This is a genomic window from Ruegeria sp. CI8 (assembly GCF_056536865.1).
In genome coordinates this window covers 1,482,203-1,502,148 of the sequence record NZ_JBQFQL010000001.1, presented here as the reverse complement: position 1 = coordinate 1,502,148, position 19,946 = coordinate 1,482,203, and the positions used below count along the sequence as shown (strand labels likewise).

Below are 19,946 nucleotides of genomic sequence, written 5' to 3'. Positions count from 1 at the left end.
GTCGTCCTTCTTTCTGCGTGCAGCAGCCCCTCTACCGGGTCGGACAAACGCCCCGGTTTCTTCAGTGTTCCAGTTCCGCAGTCTGCACCGGGGACGCAACTTGGGTATATGTCGGTGCATGTGTCCGGTTTCGGAAATGACGGAGTGACAACGCGCGCAGACGTCCGGCTCAGCCCGGGCGGGACCGGCAAACCGCGGGGCCGTTTGACCCCGATCATGAATGTCGACCCGCAGCTGGCGTCTCGGGTCGCGGTATCGTTCAAAACCGGTCAGGATGCCCAGGCGGCCTATGCTTTGGCGAAACAGATCGCCAGGGCGACCTACTGCCCAACCGGCCCAATTTCTGAAAACACCGGTATTCGCAAGTACGACAATCCCCAGGACCTGCAGGCAATTCTGGCTGAAAGCAAACGGCAGGGGCGTGACGTCATTCCATCGGGAATTCGGGGCAAATCCGTACCCGCGACCCAATTTAGAAAAACTGGAACTCCGACATGGGTCGTGTCGATGAAATGCGACGCCCCGTATCCAAACGACTAGGGCGTCGTTTCAACGGGGCGGCGATCAAGCCGCCCCAGCTTCTTCAGCCGCGTTCAGCCCGCACACCGTCAGCGATCTGTTTCATCTGATCTGCGGGCAGGAAGCCCCGCAGCATCTCGGTGCCCAGAACAAAGGATGGGGTGCCCGAAATCCGCATGCGCTGCGCCAGTGCCCGCGTCTTGGCAATTTCTTCGGTCACTTCGTCGCTGTCCATCGCCGCAAGGATGGCGTCACTGTCCAGTCCCAGCCCGTCCGAGATCCGGCGCAGCGTCACTTCCGAAGGCTCGCCCGTGAATTCCAGCAGGGCGTCATGGACTTGCTTGTACGCGTCATCCCCGGCGACCTGCTTGGTGGCGATGGCAAAGCGCGACGAAAGAACCGACGCATCGCCCAGAATTGGGAACTCCTTGATGATCAGGCGGATGTTGCCATCCTCGGCCAGCAGCGCGTCCACTTCGGGGACCGCGCGGCGACAGTATCCGCAACGGTAATCCATGAACTCGACGAGGGTGATGTCGCCGTCCGGGTTGCCACCGACCCAGCTATAGCCGTCATTGAACAGCTCGTCGGCGTTTTCAGCGATCAATTGCTGGTCGGCCTGTGCTTCGGCTGCGGCGTTGCGTTGCTCAAGGATGTTGATCGCCTCGAGAATGACTTCGGGATTTTCCAGGAGGTATTCCCGCACTTGCGCGCCGAACTCTGCTCTTTCGGATTCGGTCATCGAGGACAGATCCAGCGCATTGGCCGGACCGGCAATCAGGGAAAGCCCCAGAAGGGCAGGTGCTGCGTGTCTGAGGATCATTTCCGGTTCCTTTTCGATTTCTCAGCTTGTTCTGCGGCAATCAGCACATCCTGTGCTCGTTGCCAACCCGTCGAGCCTTCGGGCAACTGACCGATGGCTCGTCTTGCGTGTATGCCGGCATCCAGCAGGCGCCCCTCAAGAGCGAAACGCTCGGCAGTGACGGCGGATGCCATACCGTTGTTGCCGACCTTGGAATAGGCCATTCCCAGATCCTGCATCAGGCGGCCGTTCCGGTAGTCGCGGGCGCGTGCGCTTTCCAACACCTGCAGCGCCTTTTTCGTCTGTCCGTCAGCAAGCAGGGCGCGCCCGTAGCCAGCCATGATCAATGCGTCGGTCGGAGCCAGCTCGGACGCCCTGGCATAGGCCGTGACCGCCTCCGAGACCCGAAGGTTCTCCAAAAGGATCTGCCCCTTCAGTTCGTGATAGAACGGATCGTCAGGGCGGATGGCCAGCGCACCATCAATGGCTGCCCGCGCAGCCGAAAGGTTGCGGTTCTGATGATGGGCGGCGGCTTCGCGCATCAGGCGAATATCCTGCGCCGTTTCTTCCTTGGCCCGCCGCAGGGTCCAGCCGGGAGAGCGCAGAAACGCGGACAGCTTGCCCTTGACCCGCGCAAACCAGTAGTCGGCATTGGGGTTAGATTTCGCCCGATCCCCGAATTGGTACAGAAATTCCTCGGCGGCGCGCAGACGTTCACGGCTGGTCGGGTGCGAGCGCATATAGGGGTCCTGATTGATCTCGCTCAGCAATTCCTGGCCTGCGAATTTGCGGTGCAGTTCGACCATGCCGATGGGGGAAATCTCGGCCCAACGCAGGTAGCTGGCGGCGCTGCGATCCGCCGAGGATTCTTCGGCCCGCGTGTGGCCCAGAAAACTGCGGATTGCGGCCCCTTGGGTGCCGGCGGCAATGCCCGCGGCGGCCTCTCCGCCGCCCGCAGCGGCGGCAATCAGAGCCAGCGCGGTACCGAAACCGGCCGCGCGTTGAGCCGCCCGAAGGTTCTCGGCCCGGCGGGCAAGGTGCCCGTTGGCGATATGGGCCGCCTCATGCGCGATCACGGCCTGCAGCATCTCGGGGCTGTCGACCGTCAGGATCAGTCCGTGGTTCAGGTAGATCGTGTTGTAGTCGATGACGAACGCGTTGAACGTCCCGTCCTTGACGACCATCACCCGCACGCGGTTGGTGTTCAAGCCGGCGGCGCGCAAGATCGGAAAGGCCAGTTCTCGCAACCCGTGTTCGATATCGGGGTCGCGGATCAGGCTTTGCGCGTGGCTTTGCGCGGTCGACGCCATCCACAGCGCCACCGCCAGCAGAATTGCCGGGATTGACGCCAGCCGGGATCCGCGTTCAAAAGCCATGGTCGCAACATGGGAGATGGGCATGCGAAACTCAACCCGGTCGGGCGTTGATCCCTTCATCGTGATGGACGTGATGGAGGCCGCGCGCCGCGCCGAAGAGGCCGGGCGCCACATCATCCACATGGAGGTCGGCCAACCCGGAACCGGCGCTCCGCAAGGTGCGCTGGATGCGCTGGCCGACGCGATGCGGCAAGGCCCGCTGGGCTATACCGTCGCGCTGGGCCTGCCGGCGCTGCGGCAACGCATCGCACGGATGTACGGCGAATGGTACGACGTCGATCTGAACCCCGAGCGGGTGGTCATCACTCCCGGATCCTCGGGCGGATTCCTGCTGGCCTTCACCGCGCTGTTCGACAGCGGCGACCGGGTGGGGATCGGCGCGCCGGGATATCCGTCCTATCGGCAGATTCTGCGGGCGCTGGGTCTGGTGCCGGTCGATCTGCCGACTGCGCCGGAAAACCGCCTGCAGCCGGTGCCTCAGGATTTTGCCGGGCTCGACCTGCAGGGGCTGATGGTGGCCTCGCCCGCGAACCCGACCGGAACCATGCTGGACCACGCCGCCATGGGCGCGCTGATCGAGGCCGCGCGGGGGCAGGGGGCCTCGTTCATCAGCGACGAAATCTATCACGGGTTGGAATACGAGGCCAAGGCGGTCACTGCGCTGGAACTGACCGACGAGTGCTATGTCATCAACTCGTTTTCCAAGTATTTCTCGATGACCGGCTGGCGCGTCGGCTGGATGGTGGTGCCGGAAGATCAGGTGCGCGTTGTCGAGCGCATCGCCCAGAACATGTTCATCTGCGCGCCCCATGCCAGCCAGGTCGCCGCGCTGGCCGCGATGGATTGCGAAGACGAACTGCAGGGCAACCTGGCCGTCTATCGCCGCAACCGCAAACTGATGCTGAAGGGCCTGCCCGAGGCCGGGTTCACCAACATCGCGCCACCCGACGGGGCGTTCTATGTCTATGCCGATGTCTCGGACCTGACCCAGGACAGCCGCGCCTTTGCCGCCGAGATCCTGGACAAGGCTGGCGTCGCCGTGACGCCGGGGCTTGATTTCGACCCGGTGCGCGGCCACACGACCCTGCGCTTTTCCTACGCCCGGTCGACCGAGGACATCGAGCAAGGCCTTGAACGGTTGCGCAGCTTCATGGCGGATCGCCAGACCGCGCAGAAGTCGGCCTGAGGCGTTCACAAACCGGCCACGCTGCGATAGGCTCCTGCCAAACGATCTCGGGAAAACTTGAGGCCATGAGCAGGATCTTCTTCGTATGTGCGCTGATTTGGGCGCTGGCCGGAGCCGTTTGGGCGCAGGAATTCAACGCCTTGGCGCGGGTCCTGCCCGAGCAGAGCCGGATCACTGACGGCAAGGGTGCGGGGGTGACGCTTGAGCTGGGGCTCAGTCAGGGCGTCCCGTATCGCGTTTTCACGCTTCAAGACCCTTACCGTATGGTCATCGATTTCCAGGAGGTCGACTGGAGCGGCCTTGATCGGGCCAAGCTGTTGCAGACCCGTCGGATCAGCGGGGTCCAGTTCGGCGCCTATGTGCCCGGATGGTCCCGGATGGTGCTGGATTTGGGGGCGCCCTTGGCCGTCGATAAGGCGGCCATGCGCGTGGACCCCGACAGCGGGGCCGCGGTTCTGACGCTGAATCTGAAAGGTACGGATTTCGACAATTTTGCCGCCAGCGCGGGTGCGCCGCGCAATCCGGGTTGGGATTTGCCTGCGCCTGCCGTCACGCCCCCGGTCGTGCCGCGAGATGGCGAAAGACCGCTGCGCGTGATGCTGGACCCGGGGCATGGTGGCATCGACCCCGGCGCGGAATCGGGTGGCGTTAACGAAAAAACCCTGATGCTCACGTTTGCGCGCGAACTGCGGGAACACTTGCTGCGCGCTGGCGGATACGAGGTCGTGATGACCCGGGTGGACGATCACTTCGTGTCGCTCGAACGCCGAATATCTCTGGCCCATCGGGCCAGCGCCGATGTGTTCATTTCGTTGCACGCGGATGCATTGTCCGAGGGGCAGGCTCATGGGGCCACTGTCTATTTCCTCTCCGATGAGGCCTCGGACGTGGCCAGCCAGAAACTGGCCGAACGGCACGATCGCAGCGACCTGATCGCGGGTATCGACCTGAGCGGCTCGGACGACCAGATCGCTGACGTTTTGCTGGACATGGCACGGCAGGAGACCCAGCCGCGCTCAGAAGCTTTGGCCCATGCGCTGGCGCACGGCATGGGGCAGCAGGGCGGCCCCATGAATCGGCGCCCGATCCGCAGTGCGTCGTTTTCCGTCCTCAAGGCTGCCGACATTCCCTCGGTTCTGGTCGAGATCGGATTCATCTCCAGCCCCAGAGACTTGAAAAACCTCGTAAATCCCGAGTGGCGCATCGGAATGGCGCAAGGAATTCACCAAGGTCTTGAAGCCTGGCGCCAGCAGGATCTGATCCGCCGCGGCTTGATTGGGCAGTGACCCTGCGGCGCAAAGTGGCTAGAATGCGCCCGTGTGTTTTGACCCTTGGGTGCAGCGACACTATATAGGCGTCACCGCGAACAAAAGGCAGCAACGTGATCCGGTTCATTCTTTCGATTTTCGGGGCGGTTTTCAGCCTCGTCACCTTGGGTATTTTCATGGTCGCGCTGGTGATTGGCGCGGTCTTCTGGATGTATGGCCGCGACCTGCCCAGCCACGAGTCGCTGGCCCAGTACAAGCCGCCCACCATCAGCCGTATCTATTCGGGCAAGGGCCAACTGATCGACGAATTCGCGCAGGAGCGCCGCCTGTTCACCCCGTCCGAGGAAATCCCTGACCTCGTGAAGCACGCGTTTATCTCGGCGGAAGACAAGAACTTTTATTCGCATCAGGGGTACGACCCGCGCGGGATCATCGCTGCCGGGATCGAGGCGGTCCAATCCAAGGGCGAGACGCTGCGCGGCGCGTCGACCATCACCCAGCAGGTGATGAAGAACTTCCTGCTGTCAGGCGACCGGCGGGTCGAACGCAAGATTCAGGAAATCATCCTCGCGACCAGGTTGGAAAAAACGCTGAACAAGGAACAGATCCTTGAGCTGTATCTCAACGAGATCTTTCTTGGCCAAAACTCCTACGGCGTGACCGCCGCTGCCCAGACCTATTTCAACAAGACTTTGCAGGAACTGGCCCCGCATGAGGCCGCGACGCTGGCTGCGATGCCCAAGGCGCCTTCGGACTATCACCCGGTGCGCCAGAAACAGCGTCTGTTGGATCGCCGCAACTACGTGCTGCGCGAGATGTACCAGAACGGATACATCGATCAGGCAACCTATGAGACCGAAGTGGCGCAACCTCTGCGTTCGGTTCAGAACGGTGATTTCGAAAGCTTCCGCACCGCACTGCCACCGCGCGACTATTTCACCGACGAAATCCGCCGCCAGCTGAGCGAGGATTTCGGGGAGGGCGAGTTTTTTACCGGTGGTTTCACCGTCCGGGCCTCGGTTGACGAGGAGATGCAGGTCGAAGCCGCGCGCGCCCTGCGCGAGGCGCTTCAGAAATATGACCGATCGCGCGGCAAGTGGCGCGGCACGGGTGAAACCATCCCCGAGGAAAAACTGAAAGACGAAGCCCAGTGGCGCGAAGCTCTGGCGATCATGGAAATCCCGCGCGACGTGGTGCTGCCCACGCAATGGTACCCCGCGGTCGTGCTGGATGTTGCTGAACAACAGCTGACGGTGGGGATCGAGAACGGTCCGGCCGACGGCATCATCCCGCGCAGCGACATCAAATGGATGCAGGGCGACTTCAAGGCAAACTTCAAACGCGGCGACGTGATCCTGGTCGTTGCCGGGGAAGAGGGCCAATGGTCCGCCCGTCAAGTTCCCGAGGTCCAAGGCGGCTTCGTGGCAATGGATGTGAACTCGGGCCGCGTTCTGGCGATGCAGGGTGGGTTCTCGTACCAGGACTCAGTGTTCAATCGGGCCACGCAGGCGCAGCGCCAACCGGGATCGGCCTTCAAGCCTTTCGTCTATGCGGCGGCACTGGACAGTGGCTACAGCCCCGCGACCATCGTCGTGGACGCCCCGATCGAAGTGAACACACCGCAGGGCCTTTGGACGCCCAAGAACTCGACCAACAAATTCTACGGGCCGACGCCCCTGCGCACCGGGATCGAGCAGTCGCGAAACCTGATGACCATCCGACTGGCGCAAGAGGTTTCGATGCCGGTGGTTGCAGGATACGCGGAGCGGTTCGGTGTGTATGACAACATGGGTCCCTACCTGGCCAATGCGCTGGGGGCCGAGGAGACGACGCTCTACAAGATGGTGGCGGCATATGCGATGTTCGCCAACGGCGGCGAGCGCGTCGAACCAACTTTGGTCGACCGGATCCAGGACCGGTTCGGCAAAACGATCTATCGGCATGATGACCGGCAGTGCCTGGATTGCAACTCCAGCTGGCTGGAGCCCGATGCCTCACCCACGATCGTGACCGACCGAGAGCAGGTGATGGATGCAATCACGGCCTATCAGCTGACGTCGATGATGAAGGGCGTGGTCGATCGCGGCACCGCGTCTCGCGTGGTAAATCTGCCGGTTCCGACGGCTGGAAAGACCGGTACGACCAACGAATCCAAGGACGCCTGGTTTATCGGCTTCACCTCGAACATCGTCGCCGGGTGCTACATCGGGTACGACCGCCCGCGCCCGATGGGGCGGGGTGCTTACGGCGGTACGCTGTGCGGTCCGGTATTCCAGAGCTTTATGGAAAAGGCCGTCGAGAAATACGGTGGCGGTCCGTTCGAAGTGCCGCCGGGTGGGCAGTTCATCAAGATCGACCGGTTCAGCGGTGCCCGTCTGCCGGATGACGCATCGGGTGATTATGTGGTGGCCGAGTACTTCCGTGATGGCGTCGACGGGTTCATCGACCGTGTCTATGACGGTGGTTTTGCGATGGGGTCCGATCTGCCGTTGTTCGAAGAGGTGACCAATGGTGGGCGCCAGGTCCAGACCTCGACCGGGCAGACCATAATCGTGGGGCCCAAGGCCAGCCAGGGCGACCTTCAGGGCGGCGGACTTTACTGATCTGCAGCGCTTATAAACAGGCGTAGCAGATCGGCCTCCGGGTCACTCTCGACCGATCCGCCGGACCGCCAGAATATGGACAGGGCGCATTTGGCCGCCGCCCACCGGGCCAGACGCGCCCGCGATACATTCATCGCGGCGGCGTACAGATCCAGGGACGCGGAAATCTGCCCGACTTCGCGCACAAGGTCCGGCATGCCTTTTGGGTGCCGCAGCGCATTTGCCAGTTCGAACGCCGGATCCCCGACATAACCCTTGGCATCGATCACGCGCGGGCCGGATGAGGTCAGGATGACATTGTCGGGGTGTAGGTCTCCATGCAGGGGGCGATGCACGGGCTGCGTCTGCAGCAAGTCCTGAGCCAAAGCTATGGCGCGCCGCATATCGGCTTGCAGGGGCCGCGTACATTGATCGGCAAATCCGACGTAGAAAAGCGGTGCAAACACTTGCTCCAAAGGCCTCAGTCCGCTCACTTCAACCACCGGTGCAGCGTGCAGGTTCCGCGCCGTTTCAGCCAGTAGTGTCAAGGCGTCGGCTACGTTGCCCGTCCGTGCATGATCGCCCAGGGTCGGACCCTCGAGCCACTCCATCATGACCGCTTGACGGTCTTGGGCCAGGATCGCGACGGCGCCCCGGTTGCGCCAGGCAGCCAGCAGGCGGCATCCCGGCGCCTCGTTGCCGCGATCGGCGCGGCGATAGAGTTTGAGCGCGACTTCAGACCCGTCCTCACGTTTGGCCCGCCAGACACGCGCCGCGCCGGTATCCGCCGCCAGCCGCGGGTCGGCCAGATGCCATTTCTTCAGGAACTGCTCCGGTCCGTGCTGCATTTGCCTTTCGGGTCATCTTGTGGTGGCCTGAACCTCTTGCTATCACGCAGGCCTGATTGAGCAAGTTGGGACCTGACCATGCGCGCCGAAATCCAGAACATCGTGGCCGAGATCCAAAAATCGCTAGAGCTGCTGGCCCAGCGTATGGACTATGAAACCGCGCCGCACCGGCTGGAGGAGTTCAACGCCCGCGTCGAGGACCCCAACCTGTGGGACAACCCCGAAAACGCGCAGAAGCTGATGCGCGAACGGCAGGTTCTGGTCGATGCCATCGAAACCTACGAGTCCATCAAGACCGATCTGAACGACAACATCGAACTGATCGAGCTGGGCGAGATGGAGGGCGATGAAGAGGTCGTCAAGGATGCCGAAGAGGCCCTGAAGAAGCTGCGCGACAAGGCGGCCGAAAAAGAGCTTGAGGCGCTTCTGGACGGCGAGGCCGACGCCAATGATACCTTTTTGGAGATCAATGCGGGCGCCGGGGGCACCGAAAGCTGCGACTGGGCTTCGATGCTGGCGCGGATGTATGTCCGCTGGGCCGAGAAGAAGGGCTACAAGGTCGAGCTGCAGTCGGAAACCCCGGGCGAAGAGGCGGGGATCAAGTCGGCGGCCTACAAGATCTCGGGCCACAACGCCTATGGCTGGCTGAAATCCGAAAGCGGCGTGCACCGGCTGGTGCGCATCTCGCCCTATGACTCGGCGGCCAAACGGCACACGTCGTTCAGCTCGGTCTGGGTCTATCCGGTGGTGGACGACAATATCGAGATCGAAGTGAACCCGGCCGATATCCGCGTCGATACCTACCGGTCCTCGGGGGCGGGCGGTCAGCACGTAAACACCACAGACTCGGCGGTGCGGATCACCCACATCCCGACCGGCATCGTGGTGACCAGTTCGGAAAAATCGCAGCACCAGAACCGCGACATCGCTATGAAGGCGCTGAAATCGCGCCTGTACCAGATGGAACTGGACCGCCGCAACGCCGAGATCAACGCCGCGCACGAAGCCAAGGGCGATGCCGGCTGGGGCAACCAGATCCGGTCCTATGTCCTGCAGCCCTATCAGATGGTCAAAGACCTGCGCACCAGCTACGACACGTCGGACACCAAAGGGGTCCTGGACGGTGATCTGGATGCATTCATGGCAGCCACTCTGGCCCTCAAGGTCTCGGGCAAAAGCCGGGCCGAGGCGCAGTCGGACGACTGATGCCGCGCAGTTGAACTGCGTGGAAAAGATATATCCAAAACACCGGGTTTAAATGCACACATGGGGTCGCTAGGCTGAGCGCAAGCAAAGCTCGGACGTAACCCCATGAACCTAAGCGATACTTCAGCCGCTGATCTTCTCGAGAAACTCGCGACAGGGCATTTGTCGGCCGCCGAGTTGATGCGCTCGACGCTCGACCGGATTGCCCAGGTGAACGGGCAGGTCAATGCGATCGTGGCGCTGCAGGACGAGGATGTGCTTATGGCACAAGCTCGGGCCGCCGACGACAAGTCGGGCCGCGGGCCGCTGCATGGGCTTCCGATTGCCGTCAAAGACCTGGTCAATGTGGCTGGCATCGCGTCGACCCAGGGGTCGCCGGTTTTTCGCGGTCACGTCCCAGCCGTCGACGACCTGATCGCAGCACGGTTGCGGGCTGCCGGGGCTATTCTGATCGGAAAGACGAACACACCGGAGTTCGGGTTGGGCTCGCACACCTTCAATCCGGTCTATGGCGCAACCCGGAACCCATACGATCCGGCCCGGTCCTGCGGTGGGTCTTCGGGTGGCGCAGCGGTGGCCCTGGCCACAGGGATGGTCGCGCTGGCGGATGGGTCGGACATGATGGGCAGCCTGCGCAATCCGGCCGCGTGGAACAACGTGTACGGCTTCAGGCCCAGTTGGGGCAGGGTTCCGTCGGAACCACAGGGTGATTTGTTCCTGCACCAGCTCTCGACCTTGGGGCCGATGGCCCGCAGCCCGCAGGATATCGGACTATTGCTGGATGTGATCTCTGGCCTCGATCCGAGGCAGCCTTTGAGCGTTTCCTGCGACCCCGTCACCCCATTGTCTGTCGAAAGCCTGGACGGGATGCGGATCGGATGGCTGGGAGATTGGGGAGGCGCATTCCCGACTGAGGAAGGGATTTTGACCCAATGCAGCAACGAGTTGGCGATTTTTGAGGGACTTGGCGCAACCGTCGAGGACGTACCGCCGCCCTTCGATGCCGAACGCCTGTGGAACAGCTGGATCACCCTGCGGTCGTGGAGCGTAGCAGCAAGTCTGCTGCCCTTGGCCGACCGAAAAGACGCCCTGAAGGACACCGCGCAATGGGAGCTGGAGCGAGGTCTGGCCCTGACAGCGATGGAGGTCCATGCAGCCAGCGTCACCCGTTCGGATTGGTACCGTCGGGCGGTTGAACTGTTCGCCGAGTATGATGCGCTGGTGTTGCCGGCGGCTCAGGTGTGGCCGTTCCCTGTGGATCAGCCGTATCCGCGCAGCATTGGTGGGGTCGCGATGGACACCTATCATCGTTGGATGCAGGTGGTCACGCCGGTCAGCCTGATTGGTCTGCCCTGCCTTTCGATACCGGCGGGGTTTGGCCCCGGAGGACTGCCGATGGGAATGCAACTGTTCGGGCCGCGCGGCAGCGACGCGCAACTGCTGGCTTTGGGGGCCGCCTATCACGCCGTGACGCATTGGCCGCAAAAACGCCCGGCCATGGCCTGAGGGCAAGGGGAGGAGAAACGTAACATGGAAAAGCCATTCGGAGTGCCAACGCTGAAACCGGCGGATATCGGCATGTTGCGCACGGCGCTGCATCGCGCCTGGCAGGATTATCGCCGCGCACCGGTCTTTGGCCTGCTGTTCGGCGGCTTCTACGTTCTGGTCGGGTGGTTGATGGCCTGGGTAACCGTGCAAACGGGCACCTCGTTCTGGCTGGTGCTGGCTGCCATCGGCTTTCCTCTGATCGGGCCATTCGCCGCCGTGGGTTTGTACGAGGTATCGCACCGGCTCGAGCGGAATGAGCCTTTGGACTATGGCGCCATCTTCGGTGTCGTGATCCAGCAGAGCCGCCGTCAGTTGCCGTCGATCTGCGCGATCATCGTCGTGATGTTTCTGTTCTGGTTCTTTCTCGGCCACATGATCTTTGCGCTGTTCATGGGGCTGTCGACAATGACAAACGTGTCGTCATCGCTTGAGGTATTTCTGACACCCAACGGTCTGGCCATGCTGGCTGTCGGCACTGCTGTAGGCGCGATCTTTGCCATCCTGCTTTACATGATCACCGTGTTGTCGATCCCGATGCTGCTGGACCGGGAACTCGACTTCGTCACTGCCATGATCTCAAGCTATGCCTATGTCAGCGTGAACAAGCGGGTCATGCTGGGCTGGGGTGCCTTCATTGCGGTCACGACCTTTGTCGCCATGGTGCCCTGGTTTTTGGGATTGCTGATCGTGTTGCCCCTGTTCGGCCATGCCAGCTGGCACCTGTATCGGCAGATCACCGAAGACGACGCAGCGGCGGAGCCGGTTATCGAAGCGGCCCAAGCCTAGGTTTTCGGGGTCAGGAATCGGGCACTTCGCGGCCCATGTCGACCAGCATCTGACGCAGACGTCCCGCGCCGGGCAGGTTGGCTTCAAGCGCATGGACATAGGCGTGGGTCAGAAAAAAGCTCCGGGCGTCGTCGTCCTGCTGGTTGGCGGCGGCCAGTTCGTACAATTCAGCCAAAGCCGTGATGTCACCCGCCGCATGCGCCTGCAGAAGGCGGGTGTGCAGGTCGGTCATTCAGCGGCCAGTTCGGTGCGATGTGCCATCAGACGCTGCGCCACCCAGTCGTGGAACAGATGGGTCGGCCCGTCCATCGCCGGCGAGAAATGTCCGCCGTCAAACCCCGGCGCCGCGCGGCCACGCTGCATCCCTTCTACGACGAACACATCCTCTTCAAAGACCACTTTCCACTGCTCGGCATTGCGGGCGCGCAGATCCGCATCGGTATCCGGCGCCGAATAGAACAGGTGGATGTGCTCCGAGGTCCGGTCCTGGGCCTCGGGCCGCAGAATGATGGCGAAGGCGTGGTCCCGGTGCACGCCCAGCAGCACGTTGGGGAAGGCGGCTATGTATTCGGCTGCGGTGTCCCATTTCTCGCTGAGACCTTCGAAATCGGGAAAAACCCGACCGTCCTCAGTTTTCAGTTGCCGATAGACCAAGGTTCCCTGACCGGAATAAAGGCCGGGCTCCTGGATGTGATAGTGATCCTCAAGCCGCGAGTAACTGTTCAACCCGGGATGCACCCACGGCAGGTGATAGCTTTCACAGTAGTTCTCGACCGCTAGCTTCCAGTTGCAATTGACGTCCAACCGAAAGGAACTTTCCGGGCCGCCGTGGTACAGCGGCTTGTCGAACTCGGCCCAACGCTCAATCAGCCTGGCGTTGGCATCCTCGAACGTCGGCGCGTCGCCCGAGACGTTGATCCAAACCACGTCGCGCCATATATGGCTACGCACCTCGATCAGGCCGAGTTCCGATTTGCTGACCGCGTCATGTGCGTTCTGGCCCGGGCCGCCCACATGCGGCGTGGCGACCAGCCGGCCTTCGGTGGAATAGCACCAGCTGTGATAGGGGCAGCGAATGGCGCCTTCGATCTTGCGGGGCTCTTCGACCAGGATCATGCCGCGGTGACGGCAGATATTCTGAAACACACGGACCGTACCGGAACGGTCACGCAGCAACAGGAGCGGAATACCCATGAACTCCAGCGGAACCGCGTCACCTGGCTCGGGGACATCGGCGGTGACCGCGAGACCGGCCCAGCCATCCAGCAGCAGGGCTCGAGTTTCTTCGGCGTGCAGGGCAGGGTCGGTATAATGTGCATTGGGCAGACCCAGAGCGGTTTCAATGCTCTGACGAACAGCCGACAGATCGGTTGGGGTGCTGGCCATCTGGTTCTCCTCGCTTCCCCACCAGCCTAGGCATCCGGGACCGGCCCTCGCTTACACTTCTGCGACTCCGGCTTTTCTCACAACGACATGCACGGGAGTTTGGGCGGTTTCCTATGTCCGGCGCGCCAGTCTTGCTGCCTCCAGCGTTGCCCGGAAATCGTGGCCCAGATGGCGGATTTCCAATCTGTAGATGTGCGGAGTAGCCGCAGAGTGCTCCATGCACGAACCGATCCAGACGCCGTTGCCATCGGTCATGTCCTTGCGGATCACCATCGTCTTGCTGTCACGACCAGCCTCGCGCGACAAGACTGCGTAGATATTGGGTCCGGCGCAGGCGGCGAAGCCACGAAGTTCACGGCCCGTGGCGGAACGCGTACCGGCCATGGCCGGCGGCAGGAAGCCGCGCAGGACAGCACACTGATGCAGGTGCCGGGTTTGAACCAGCCAATGATAGGCGCGTGGACCGGCTTCGCCGCCATGTTGCGTCACAAGATAGACGCCGCTTGGAAACGTGTCCTCGGTCAAGGCTGCCAGTCCGGGCCGAAGGAACTGGACCACGCTTTCGGGCAGGTCACAGCGCCGGGGCGCGGGGATTTCCTCAAGCGGTTTCAGCAGAATGCGGGCGTCCACGTCAAAGAACCGGCAGATGCGGTCCAGAACGTCCGGGCGTGGAAAACTCTCGCCAGAAAGATACCGGTTGAACTGCGTTCGGTTGACGCCCAGCTGTCTGCACAGTTCGGCGACCGAAGGATAGCGGTCGGCAAGTTGCCTGAGATTCGCCCCCAGCATGCTGCGCAGCTCGGCGGGCGTGCGAGTGTCTACGGCCATGTCTCACTCTGGTTTGCAACGGTTCGGGAAACACGACCGGAGCGGCCAGAAAGGCCGGTTGCCAGTCAAGAAATCGTAAAATTGACCCCATGGAACACGCAGCTTGCGTATTCTGGTCCAAGCGTAACGCGCTCAGGCGCGAACGCAATAGGCATTAAGCCTATTTGTATGGTCTTTTTCCTATCAGTGCTCAGTTACGCACCCGCGGAATTCGATCCGAAAACGCAAAACGCCCCGTCGATCTGCGCGACGGGGCGTTTTGATGGGTTCGCGAAAAATCAGTTGCCGCGCAGCAGGGCCGCGACACCGGTCCGTGCAACCTCGACAGAGCCCAGCGGGCGCATCAGATCGGCGAATGCATCGATCTTGTCCGGCGCGCCGGTGATTTCGAAGATGAACGAATTCAACGTGCTGTCCACGACATTGGCCCGGAAAATGTCGGCAAGACGCAACGCCTCGACCCGCTTGTCGCCTTCGCCGACGACCTTGATGATCGCCAGTTCCCGCTCGACCGAAGGGCCTTCGACTGTCAGGTCATGCACGTCATGCACCGGGACGATGCGGCCCAGCTGAGCCTTGATCTGTTCGATCACCTGCGGGGTACCAGTGGTGACGATCGTGATGCGGCTGAGGTGTCCGGTATGGTCGACCTCGGCCACGGTCAGGCTTTCGATGTTGTAGCCGCGCCCCGAGAACAGCCCGATGACCCGGGCTAGAACCCCCGGTTCGTTTTCGACCAGAACAGCAATCGTGTGGCGTTCCTGCACGTCCGAGAAGGTCGGGCGCAGGTTGTAGGCCGAGTGGCGGGTGGAACCTTTTCGGATCTTGAGTGCAGTCATTGGAAGACCTCATCGTTGGCAGAGGAATAGTCTGGCGCCCGTAGCCGTTGAACAACGGCGCCGATGCAGACCAGACAGGAAAGATACAAAAGCGGTGCAAAAAGCAGGCGGATCGAGATGTCGGCCTCGCCGCGGAACAGAAAGGCGAAGAAAGCGGGGGCGGCACCCAGCCACATCGCTCCGGCCAGCACCAGGCCCCATGGGCTGTTCGTCAATACACCTGCGCGCAAAAGGAATAGTCCCGCAGCGGCGATCAGGGCAGATTCGTAGAACCACAGGTATGGGGTGGACAGCATGACCGCCAGCGCAAGCACAGCGGCACGCAGGTCAAAACCGATGCGGGGGCTGCGCCAGGTGATCGTGACCATGATGGCTGCGCAGGCTGTGATCGTCCACTGAACGGCCAACGCGACAGGCTCGGGCAGCCCAAAGCTGGCGAGTGTTGAATAAGGGCTGAGCATCAGATTGTTTTCGACGATGGTTTCACGCACCACCGAAAAGTGGACCGCCATCATGTTGCGCATTTCCAGCCAGTATTCCGGACCGTAGAGCGCGGTCGCCAATCCCGAGATAACCAGGGTCGTGACGCCGGCCGAAATGATGGTCGGCCACGCCCGGCACGCCAGCAAAGCAAAGGGGATCAGGATGCCCAGCTGAGGTTTGAGCGTCAGAAGGCCGATGAAAAAGCCGGCAAGAACCAAACGTTGGTTCTTTAACGCCGCAAGCGCCGCCAGCAAACCGGCCATCCACAGGGCAGCGGTCTGCCCCATGAACAGGGTCGGCAGTATCGCGGGCGGCAGCGCAAACGCAAACCAGACCGGTGTGATGCCTTCCGCGAACGGCCGGGCTGCGAATATCATCGCAACGATCGACGCGATCGAGAAGACCAGCCAGGCAATGGGGAAGGGAAGGGCGCCCAAGGGTTGCAGCGTTGCAAGAAACGCCGGCGGGTAAGACCAGGGCATCCAGTCATCTTCCTTGATGACGTTGTGCATGGCGGTCAGGCTGTCGACACTGAAGGCCGACAATGGTTCGCCCAGATGGGCCAGACGCCCAGCGGCCCAAAAGACCCGAAAGTCGATTGGAAAGCCGGCGCTGCCATTGGCCGCGATCTCGCTCCAGCTGAGGCCGAGCCAGATGACAAAGACCCCGAGCACCAGCGCCGGGACAAGAATGCCCAACTGCCAGCCGCGACGCCCCGCAAAAATCTGCAGGTTCTCGCGTGGAGATGTCTGAGTGGGGATGCCGGGCATATTCCGTCCTGTCCTGTGCGCGTCCATCAGGGCCGACAGTTTGGCCCTGTGTCCGCAAGCAATATCAAACCAGCACCGCGCCGCCAGCCTGAATGACACCCTTCGTTTCAGCCTCGCCCAGCAGCATCTCGTTATGGGCCTTGCCCGACGGGATCATGGGGAAGCAGTTCTCGTGCTTTTCGACCAGGCAGTCAAAGATCACCGGACCGTCGTAATTGATCATCTCCATGATCGCGTCATCCAGATCGGCGGGGTCTTTGCAGATGATCCCCTTGGCCCCGAAGGCCTCGGCCAGCTTGACGAAATCGGGCAGGGCCTCGGACCACGAATGCGAGTAGCGTTCGCCGTGCAGCAGTTCCTGCCACTGGCGCACCATGCCCAGGCGTTCGTTGTTCAGGATGAACTGTTTCACCGGCAGGCGGTATTGGACGGCGGTGCCCATCTCCTGCATGTTCATCAGCCAGCTGGCCTCGCCCGCGACGTTGATCACCAGCGCGTCGGGATGCGCCATCTGCACCCCGATCGAAGCCGGGAAGCCATAGCCCATGGTGCCCAGCCCGCCCGAGGTCATCCAGCGGTTGGGGTCTTCGAACCCAAGGAACTGCGCGGCCCACATCTGATGCTGGCCCACCTCGGTACAGACATAGCGATCATGGTCCTTGGTGAGCGCCTCGAGCCGTTCCAGCGCGTATTGGGGTTTGATCGCCTTTTCGCTGTTGGTGTAGGCAAGGCAGTTGACATTGCGCCAGTCCGAGATCTGGGATTGCCACTTGGCGATCGCTTCGGTGTTGGTTTTGCGGCCACGCGCCTTCCAGACCTTCAGCACATCTTCCAGAACATGCGCCACGTCGCCCACGATCGGGATGTCCACCCGTATCACCTTGTTGATCGAGGATGGGTCGATGTCGATATGCGCCTTTTTCGACTTGGGCGAGAACGCGTCGATACGCCCCGTGATCCGATCGTCGAACCGGGCGCCGACATTGATCATCAGATCACAGTCATGCATGGCCATGTTCGCCTCGTAAAGGCCGTGCATGCCCAGCATCCCGATCCAGTTGTTGCCCGATGCCGGATAGGCGCCCAGGCCCATCAGGGTCGAGGTGATGGGGAACCCGGTCGCGTCCACCAGCTCGCGCAGCAGTTGGCTGGCGGCAGGACCCGAATTGATCACGCCGCCGCCGGTATAGAACACCGGCCGCTTGGCGGTTTCGATGGCGGCGACCAGTTCGGTGATCTCTTCGATGTCGCCCTTGAGCGCCGGTTGATAATGCGAGGTCGATGGTTTCGGCGCGGTGTATTTGCCGGTGGCAAACTGGACGTCTTTGGGGATGTCGATCAACACAGGACCGGGACGGCCCGCGGTGGCGACGTGAAACGCCTCGTGCATGGTTTCCGCCAGCGAGTTAGTATCCTTGACCAGCCAATTGTGCTTGGTGCAGGGCCGGGTGATGCCCACCGTGTCCGCCTCTTGGAACGCATCCGAGCCGATCATGAACGTCGGCACCTGACCGGTCAGAACCACGATCGGGATCGAATCCAGAAGCGCGTCGGTCAGGCCGGTCACCGCGTTGGTCGCGCCGGGCCCCGAGGTCACCAGTGCAACACCGGGTTTGCCGGTTGAACGGGCGTAGCCCTCGGCGGCATGTATCGCGCCCTGTTCATGCCGCACCAGGATGTGACGGATGTCATTTTGCAGAAAGATCTCGTCATAGATCGGTAGCACGGCGCCGCCGGGGTATCCGAATACCGTGTCCACGCCCTGATCCTTGAGGGCCTGGACCACCATCTTTGCGCCGGTCATCTCACGTGTCATCTGCTTTGCTCCGTTCGCGACATGTGTCTTGCGTTTGACAAAAAAAAGCCCCCGAAGTTTCGGAGGCGCATGGGTTCGATTATGGCTTACCGTTACCGGCCCATGCGCGTGGTTCCTACGATTACGACTAGCGTTCTCATCGCCAGAGGCTCCTTTTTGCGTGGGGCAGACATTATGGGCGGCGCGAAGGGGCGTCAACAGGCAATCTGGCCAATTTCCTGACTCTGATGTCGAATTTTGCGACATTTTGTTGCGCAGATTGCCGCATGTGGAGAAATTTCCGAAAATACTGGCCGAGTTTTGCCGAGTTCTCAGCGGTGGTCGAGGTCAGAATGCGTCAGAGCGATGTCTGAAACGGGCATGATGCGGGGTCCGGGCTGGGTCAGGCTGGGGCTGCGAACAAGTCAGGGAGGACGGCATGCTGGTGGATCTGGTGGACCTCGGGCGCTATCCGATCGATCGTCCGAATTCGGCGGCGTATGATCGGTTGATCGATGACATTCGTCGTGACCTCGACAAGGATGGTTGCGCAGTTTTGCCCGGATTTGTCCACGAAGACGGGTTGGGTCAGTTGCTGACCGAAGCCGAAGCCGTCGCGCCGAGTGCGCATCGCAGTTTCAACCGGACCAACGCCTATTTCACAAAGGACGATCCCCGCTTTGGTATCGCCCACCCGATCCGTCGGTTCTATGACCGGTCGAACGCCTTTGTTCCGGCCGACAATTTCCCGTCTACCGGCCCCCTGCGCAGGATCTACGAGTTCGAAGGATTTCTGCCCTTCATCCGCGAAGCGTTGAATGAACCCGCGGATCGGTTCTTTCGCTACGATGATCCATTGGCGGATGTGATCATCAACGTGGTCGAAGAGGGGCAGGGCTTTCCTTGGCATTTCGACACGAACAACTACACGGTTACTCTGGCGATCCAGAATGGCGAGCAAGGCGGCGCCTTTGAATACGCGCCGAACCTGCGCACCGCTGAGGATGAGAACTTTGACAAGGTGGCCTCGGTTCTGGACGGCAATATGGGAATGGTACGCCAGTTGGAGCTCAATCCCGGTGATCTGCAGATCTTTCGGGGGCGCTATTCCTTGCATCGCGTGGCGCCGGTGTCGGGTGCACGGCCGCGCTACGTGGGGATATTCTCCTTTGTCGAGGCCGAAGGCATGTGTGGCGGGATCGAGCGTACTCGGCAGCTCTACGGCCGTGTGCTGCCGTGTCATCGCGACAGGGAGGGGTTGCGAAACGATGAGCTTTTGGACTGACCCGTGCTAGGGTGGAGCAGTCAGATCCTGCCAGGGAGTGCAAGGTGCCACGTATTCTTCAGCTGACCCCTTTCGTCCTGTGTTCCTCGCTGAGCCGGCAAATTGCATTCTACTGCGATCGTCTGGGTTTCGCGTGTGGGTTCACGCAAGACAACTATGCTTTTCTCAGGCTTGGCCCGGTTGCAATTCGCCTGCTGGAATGCCCGCCGCGCGCGGATGGCTTGCCGCTGGGCCACGAGCAATCCTTCTATATCGATGTCGAGGATATTGACGATTTGTACGAAAGCCTGCGTCCCAAACTCGAAGAACTCCCCGAAGGGCGGGTTCGTGCGCCATTTGATCAGCCATATCAACAGCGAGAGTTTCACGTTCTGGATGAGGACGGCACGCTGATCTTTTTCGGCGAAGGAATCCGTTGAAGCGCGGAAGGTGCGCTGAT

18 protein-coding genes are annotated in these 19,946 nt (G+C 61.6%); 9 read left to right on the top strand and 9 right to left on the bottom strand.

The window, feature by feature from the left end; all coding sequences use genetic code 11:
- The first annotated feature begins 144 nt into the window (after nucleotides 1-144).
- Nucleotides 145-540, top strand: a complete 396-nt coding sequence (locus ACR0DA_RS07390) for a hypothetical protein (protein WP_170366255.1) — start codon at nucleotides 145-147, stop codon at nucleotides 538-540.
- Nucleotides 541-583: 43 nt separating this feature from the next.
- Here ACR0DA_RS07390 and ACR0DA_RS07385 read toward each other — a convergent pair whose 3' ends face one another.
- Together ACR0DA_RS07385 and ACR0DA_RS07380 are read right to left on the bottom strand one after the other, a co-directional pair.
- The gene (locus ACR0DA_RS07385) at nucleotides 584-1,342 is read right to left on the bottom strand and encodes a DsbA family protein (protein ID WP_170338145.1); all 759 of its coding nucleotides are present in this window, start codon (nucleotides 1,340-1,342) and stop codon (nucleotides 584-586) included.
- Complete coding sequence (locus ACR0DA_RS07380; protein WP_170363260.1) at nucleotides 1,339-2,721, bottom strand: M48 family metalloprotease; 1,383 nt, start codon at nucleotides 2,719-2,721, stop codon at nucleotides 1,339-1,341. The genes ACR0DA_RS07385 and ACR0DA_RS07380 overlap by 4 nt, the downstream gene beginning before the upstream one ends.
- On the opposite strand from ACR0DA_RS07380, the gene ACR0DA_RS07375 reads away from it, so the two are divergent.
- The 3 genes from ACR0DA_RS07375 to ACR0DA_RS07365 all read left to right on the top strand — a co-directional run bounded on the left by ACR0DA_RS07375 (nucleotide 2,720) and on the right by ACR0DA_RS07365 (nucleotide 7,754).
- A complete protein-coding gene (locus tag ACR0DA_RS07375) occupies nucleotides 2,720-3,883 on the top strand; it encodes a pyridoxal phosphate-dependent aminotransferase (protein WP_480753466.1) in 1,164 nt (387 codons plus the stop codon). The genes ACR0DA_RS07380 and ACR0DA_RS07375 overlap by 2 nt on opposite strands.
- Nucleotides 3,884-3,948: 65 nt before the next feature.
- Nucleotides 3,949-5,169 carry an N-acetylmuramoyl-L-alanine amidase gene (locus ACR0DA_RS07370; RefSeq protein WP_170338658.1) on the top strand — a complete coding sequence of 407 codons (1,221 nt, stop codon included), beginning with the start codon at nucleotides 3,949-3,951 and terminating at the stop codon, nucleotides 5,167-5,169.
- A gap of 95 nt (nucleotides 5,170-5,264) precedes the next feature.
- Nucleotides 5,265-7,754, top strand: a complete 2,490-nt coding sequence (locus tag ACR0DA_RS07365; RefSeq protein WP_480753465.1) for a penicillin-binding protein 1A — start codon at nucleotides 5,265-5,267, stop codon at nucleotides 7,752-7,754.
- Here the strand turns inward: ACR0DA_RS07365 and ACR0DA_RS07360 are convergent.
- Entirely contained in the window at nucleotides 7,748-8,581 is an 834-nt protein-coding gene (locus tag ACR0DA_RS07360; RefSeq protein WP_480753463.1) for an aminoglycoside phosphotransferase family protein, read from the bottom strand. The genes ACR0DA_RS07365 and ACR0DA_RS07360 overlap by 7 nt on opposite strands.
- Nucleotides 8,582-8,659: 78 nt before the next feature.
- On the opposite strand from ACR0DA_RS07360, the gene prfB reads away from it, so the two are divergent.
- From prfB to ACR0DA_RS07345, 3 genes are all read left to right on the top strand, one after another.
- Nucleotides 8,660-9,787, top strand: coding sequence for a peptide chain release factor 2 (gene prfB / locus ACR0DA_RS07355; RefSeq protein WP_480753462.1), 1,128 nt, complete (start codon nucleotides 8,660-8,662; stop codon nucleotides 9,785-9,787).
- A gap of 105 nt (nucleotides 9,788-9,892) precedes the next feature.
- Entirely contained in the window at nucleotides 9,893-11,293 is a 1,401-nt protein-coding gene (locus ACR0DA_RS07350) for an amidase (protein WP_480753460.1), read from the top strand.
- Nucleotides 11,294-11,317: 24 nt separating this feature from the next.
- Nucleotides 11,318-12,121, top strand: a complete 804-nt coding sequence (locus ACR0DA_RS07345; RefSeq protein ID WP_170449684.1) for a DUF2189 domain-containing protein — start codon at nucleotides 11,318-11,320, stop codon at nucleotides 12,119-12,121.
- A 10-nt stretch (nucleotides 12,122-12,131) separates the two neighbouring features.
- Here the strand turns inward: ACR0DA_RS07345 and ACR0DA_RS07340 are convergent, their stop codons facing one another.
- From ACR0DA_RS07340 to ACR0DA_RS07315, 6 genes are all read right to left on the bottom strand, one after another.
- Nucleotides 12,132-12,353, bottom strand: a complete 222-nt coding sequence (locus tag ACR0DA_RS07340) for a hypothetical protein (RefSeq protein WP_480753458.1) — start codon at nucleotides 12,351-12,353, stop codon at nucleotides 12,132-12,134.
- Nucleotides 12,350-13,507 (bottom strand): aromatic ring-hydroxylating oxygenase subunit alpha, encoded by a 1,158-nt coding sequence (locus ACR0DA_RS07335; RefSeq protein WP_480753456.1) that lies wholly within the window; start codon nucleotides 13,505-13,507, stop codon nucleotides 12,350-12,352. Before ACR0DA_RS07335 ends, ACR0DA_RS07340 begins: the two co-directional genes overlap by 4 nt.
- A 111-nt stretch (nucleotides 13,508-13,618) precedes the next feature.
- Nucleotides 13,619-14,335, bottom strand: a complete 717-nt coding sequence (locus ACR0DA_RS07330) for a helix-turn-helix domain-containing protein (RefSeq protein WP_480753454.1) — start codon at nucleotides 14,333-14,335, stop codon at nucleotides 13,619-13,621.
- A gap of 278 nt (nucleotides 14,336-14,613) precedes the next feature.
- Nucleotides 14,614-15,174 (bottom strand): acetolactate synthase small subunit, encoded by a 561-nt coding sequence (gene ilvN / locus ACR0DA_RS07325; RefSeq protein WP_093962354.1) that lies wholly within the window; start codon nucleotides 15,172-15,174, stop codon nucleotides 14,614-14,616.
- The gene (locus ACR0DA_RS07320; RefSeq protein ID WP_170338677.1) at nucleotides 15,171-16,427 is read right to left on the bottom strand and encodes a glycosyltransferase family 87 protein; all 1,257 of its coding nucleotides are present in this window, start codon (nucleotides 16,425-16,427) and stop codon (nucleotides 15,171-15,173) included. The genes ilvN and ACR0DA_RS07320 overlap by 4 nt, the downstream gene beginning before the upstream one ends.
- 64 nt (nucleotides 16,428-16,491) lie before the next feature.
- Nucleotides 16,492-18,243 carry an acetolactate synthase 3 large subunit gene (locus ACR0DA_RS07315; RefSeq protein WP_480753452.1) on the bottom strand — a complete coding sequence of 584 codons (1,752 nt, stop codon included), beginning with the start codon at nucleotides 18,241-18,243 and terminating at the stop codon, nucleotides 16,492-16,494.
- Between the two features lie 418 nt (nucleotides 18,244-18,661).
- On the opposite strand from ACR0DA_RS07315, the gene ACR0DA_RS07310 reads away from it, so the two are divergent.
- Nucleotides 18,662-19,507: a HalD/BesD family halogenase gene (locus ACR0DA_RS07310; protein ID WP_480753450.1), complete on the top strand. Its 846-nt coding sequence runs from the start codon at nucleotides 18,662-18,664 to the stop codon at nucleotides 19,505-19,507.
- Between the two features lie 44 nt (nucleotides 19,508-19,551).
- A complete protein-coding gene (locus tag ACR0DA_RS07305) occupies nucleotides 19,552-19,926 on the top strand; it encodes a bleomycin resistance protein (RefSeq protein WP_480753448.1) in 375 nt (124 codons plus the stop codon).
- The last annotated feature ends 20 nt before the right edge of the window (nucleotides 19,927-19,946 follow it).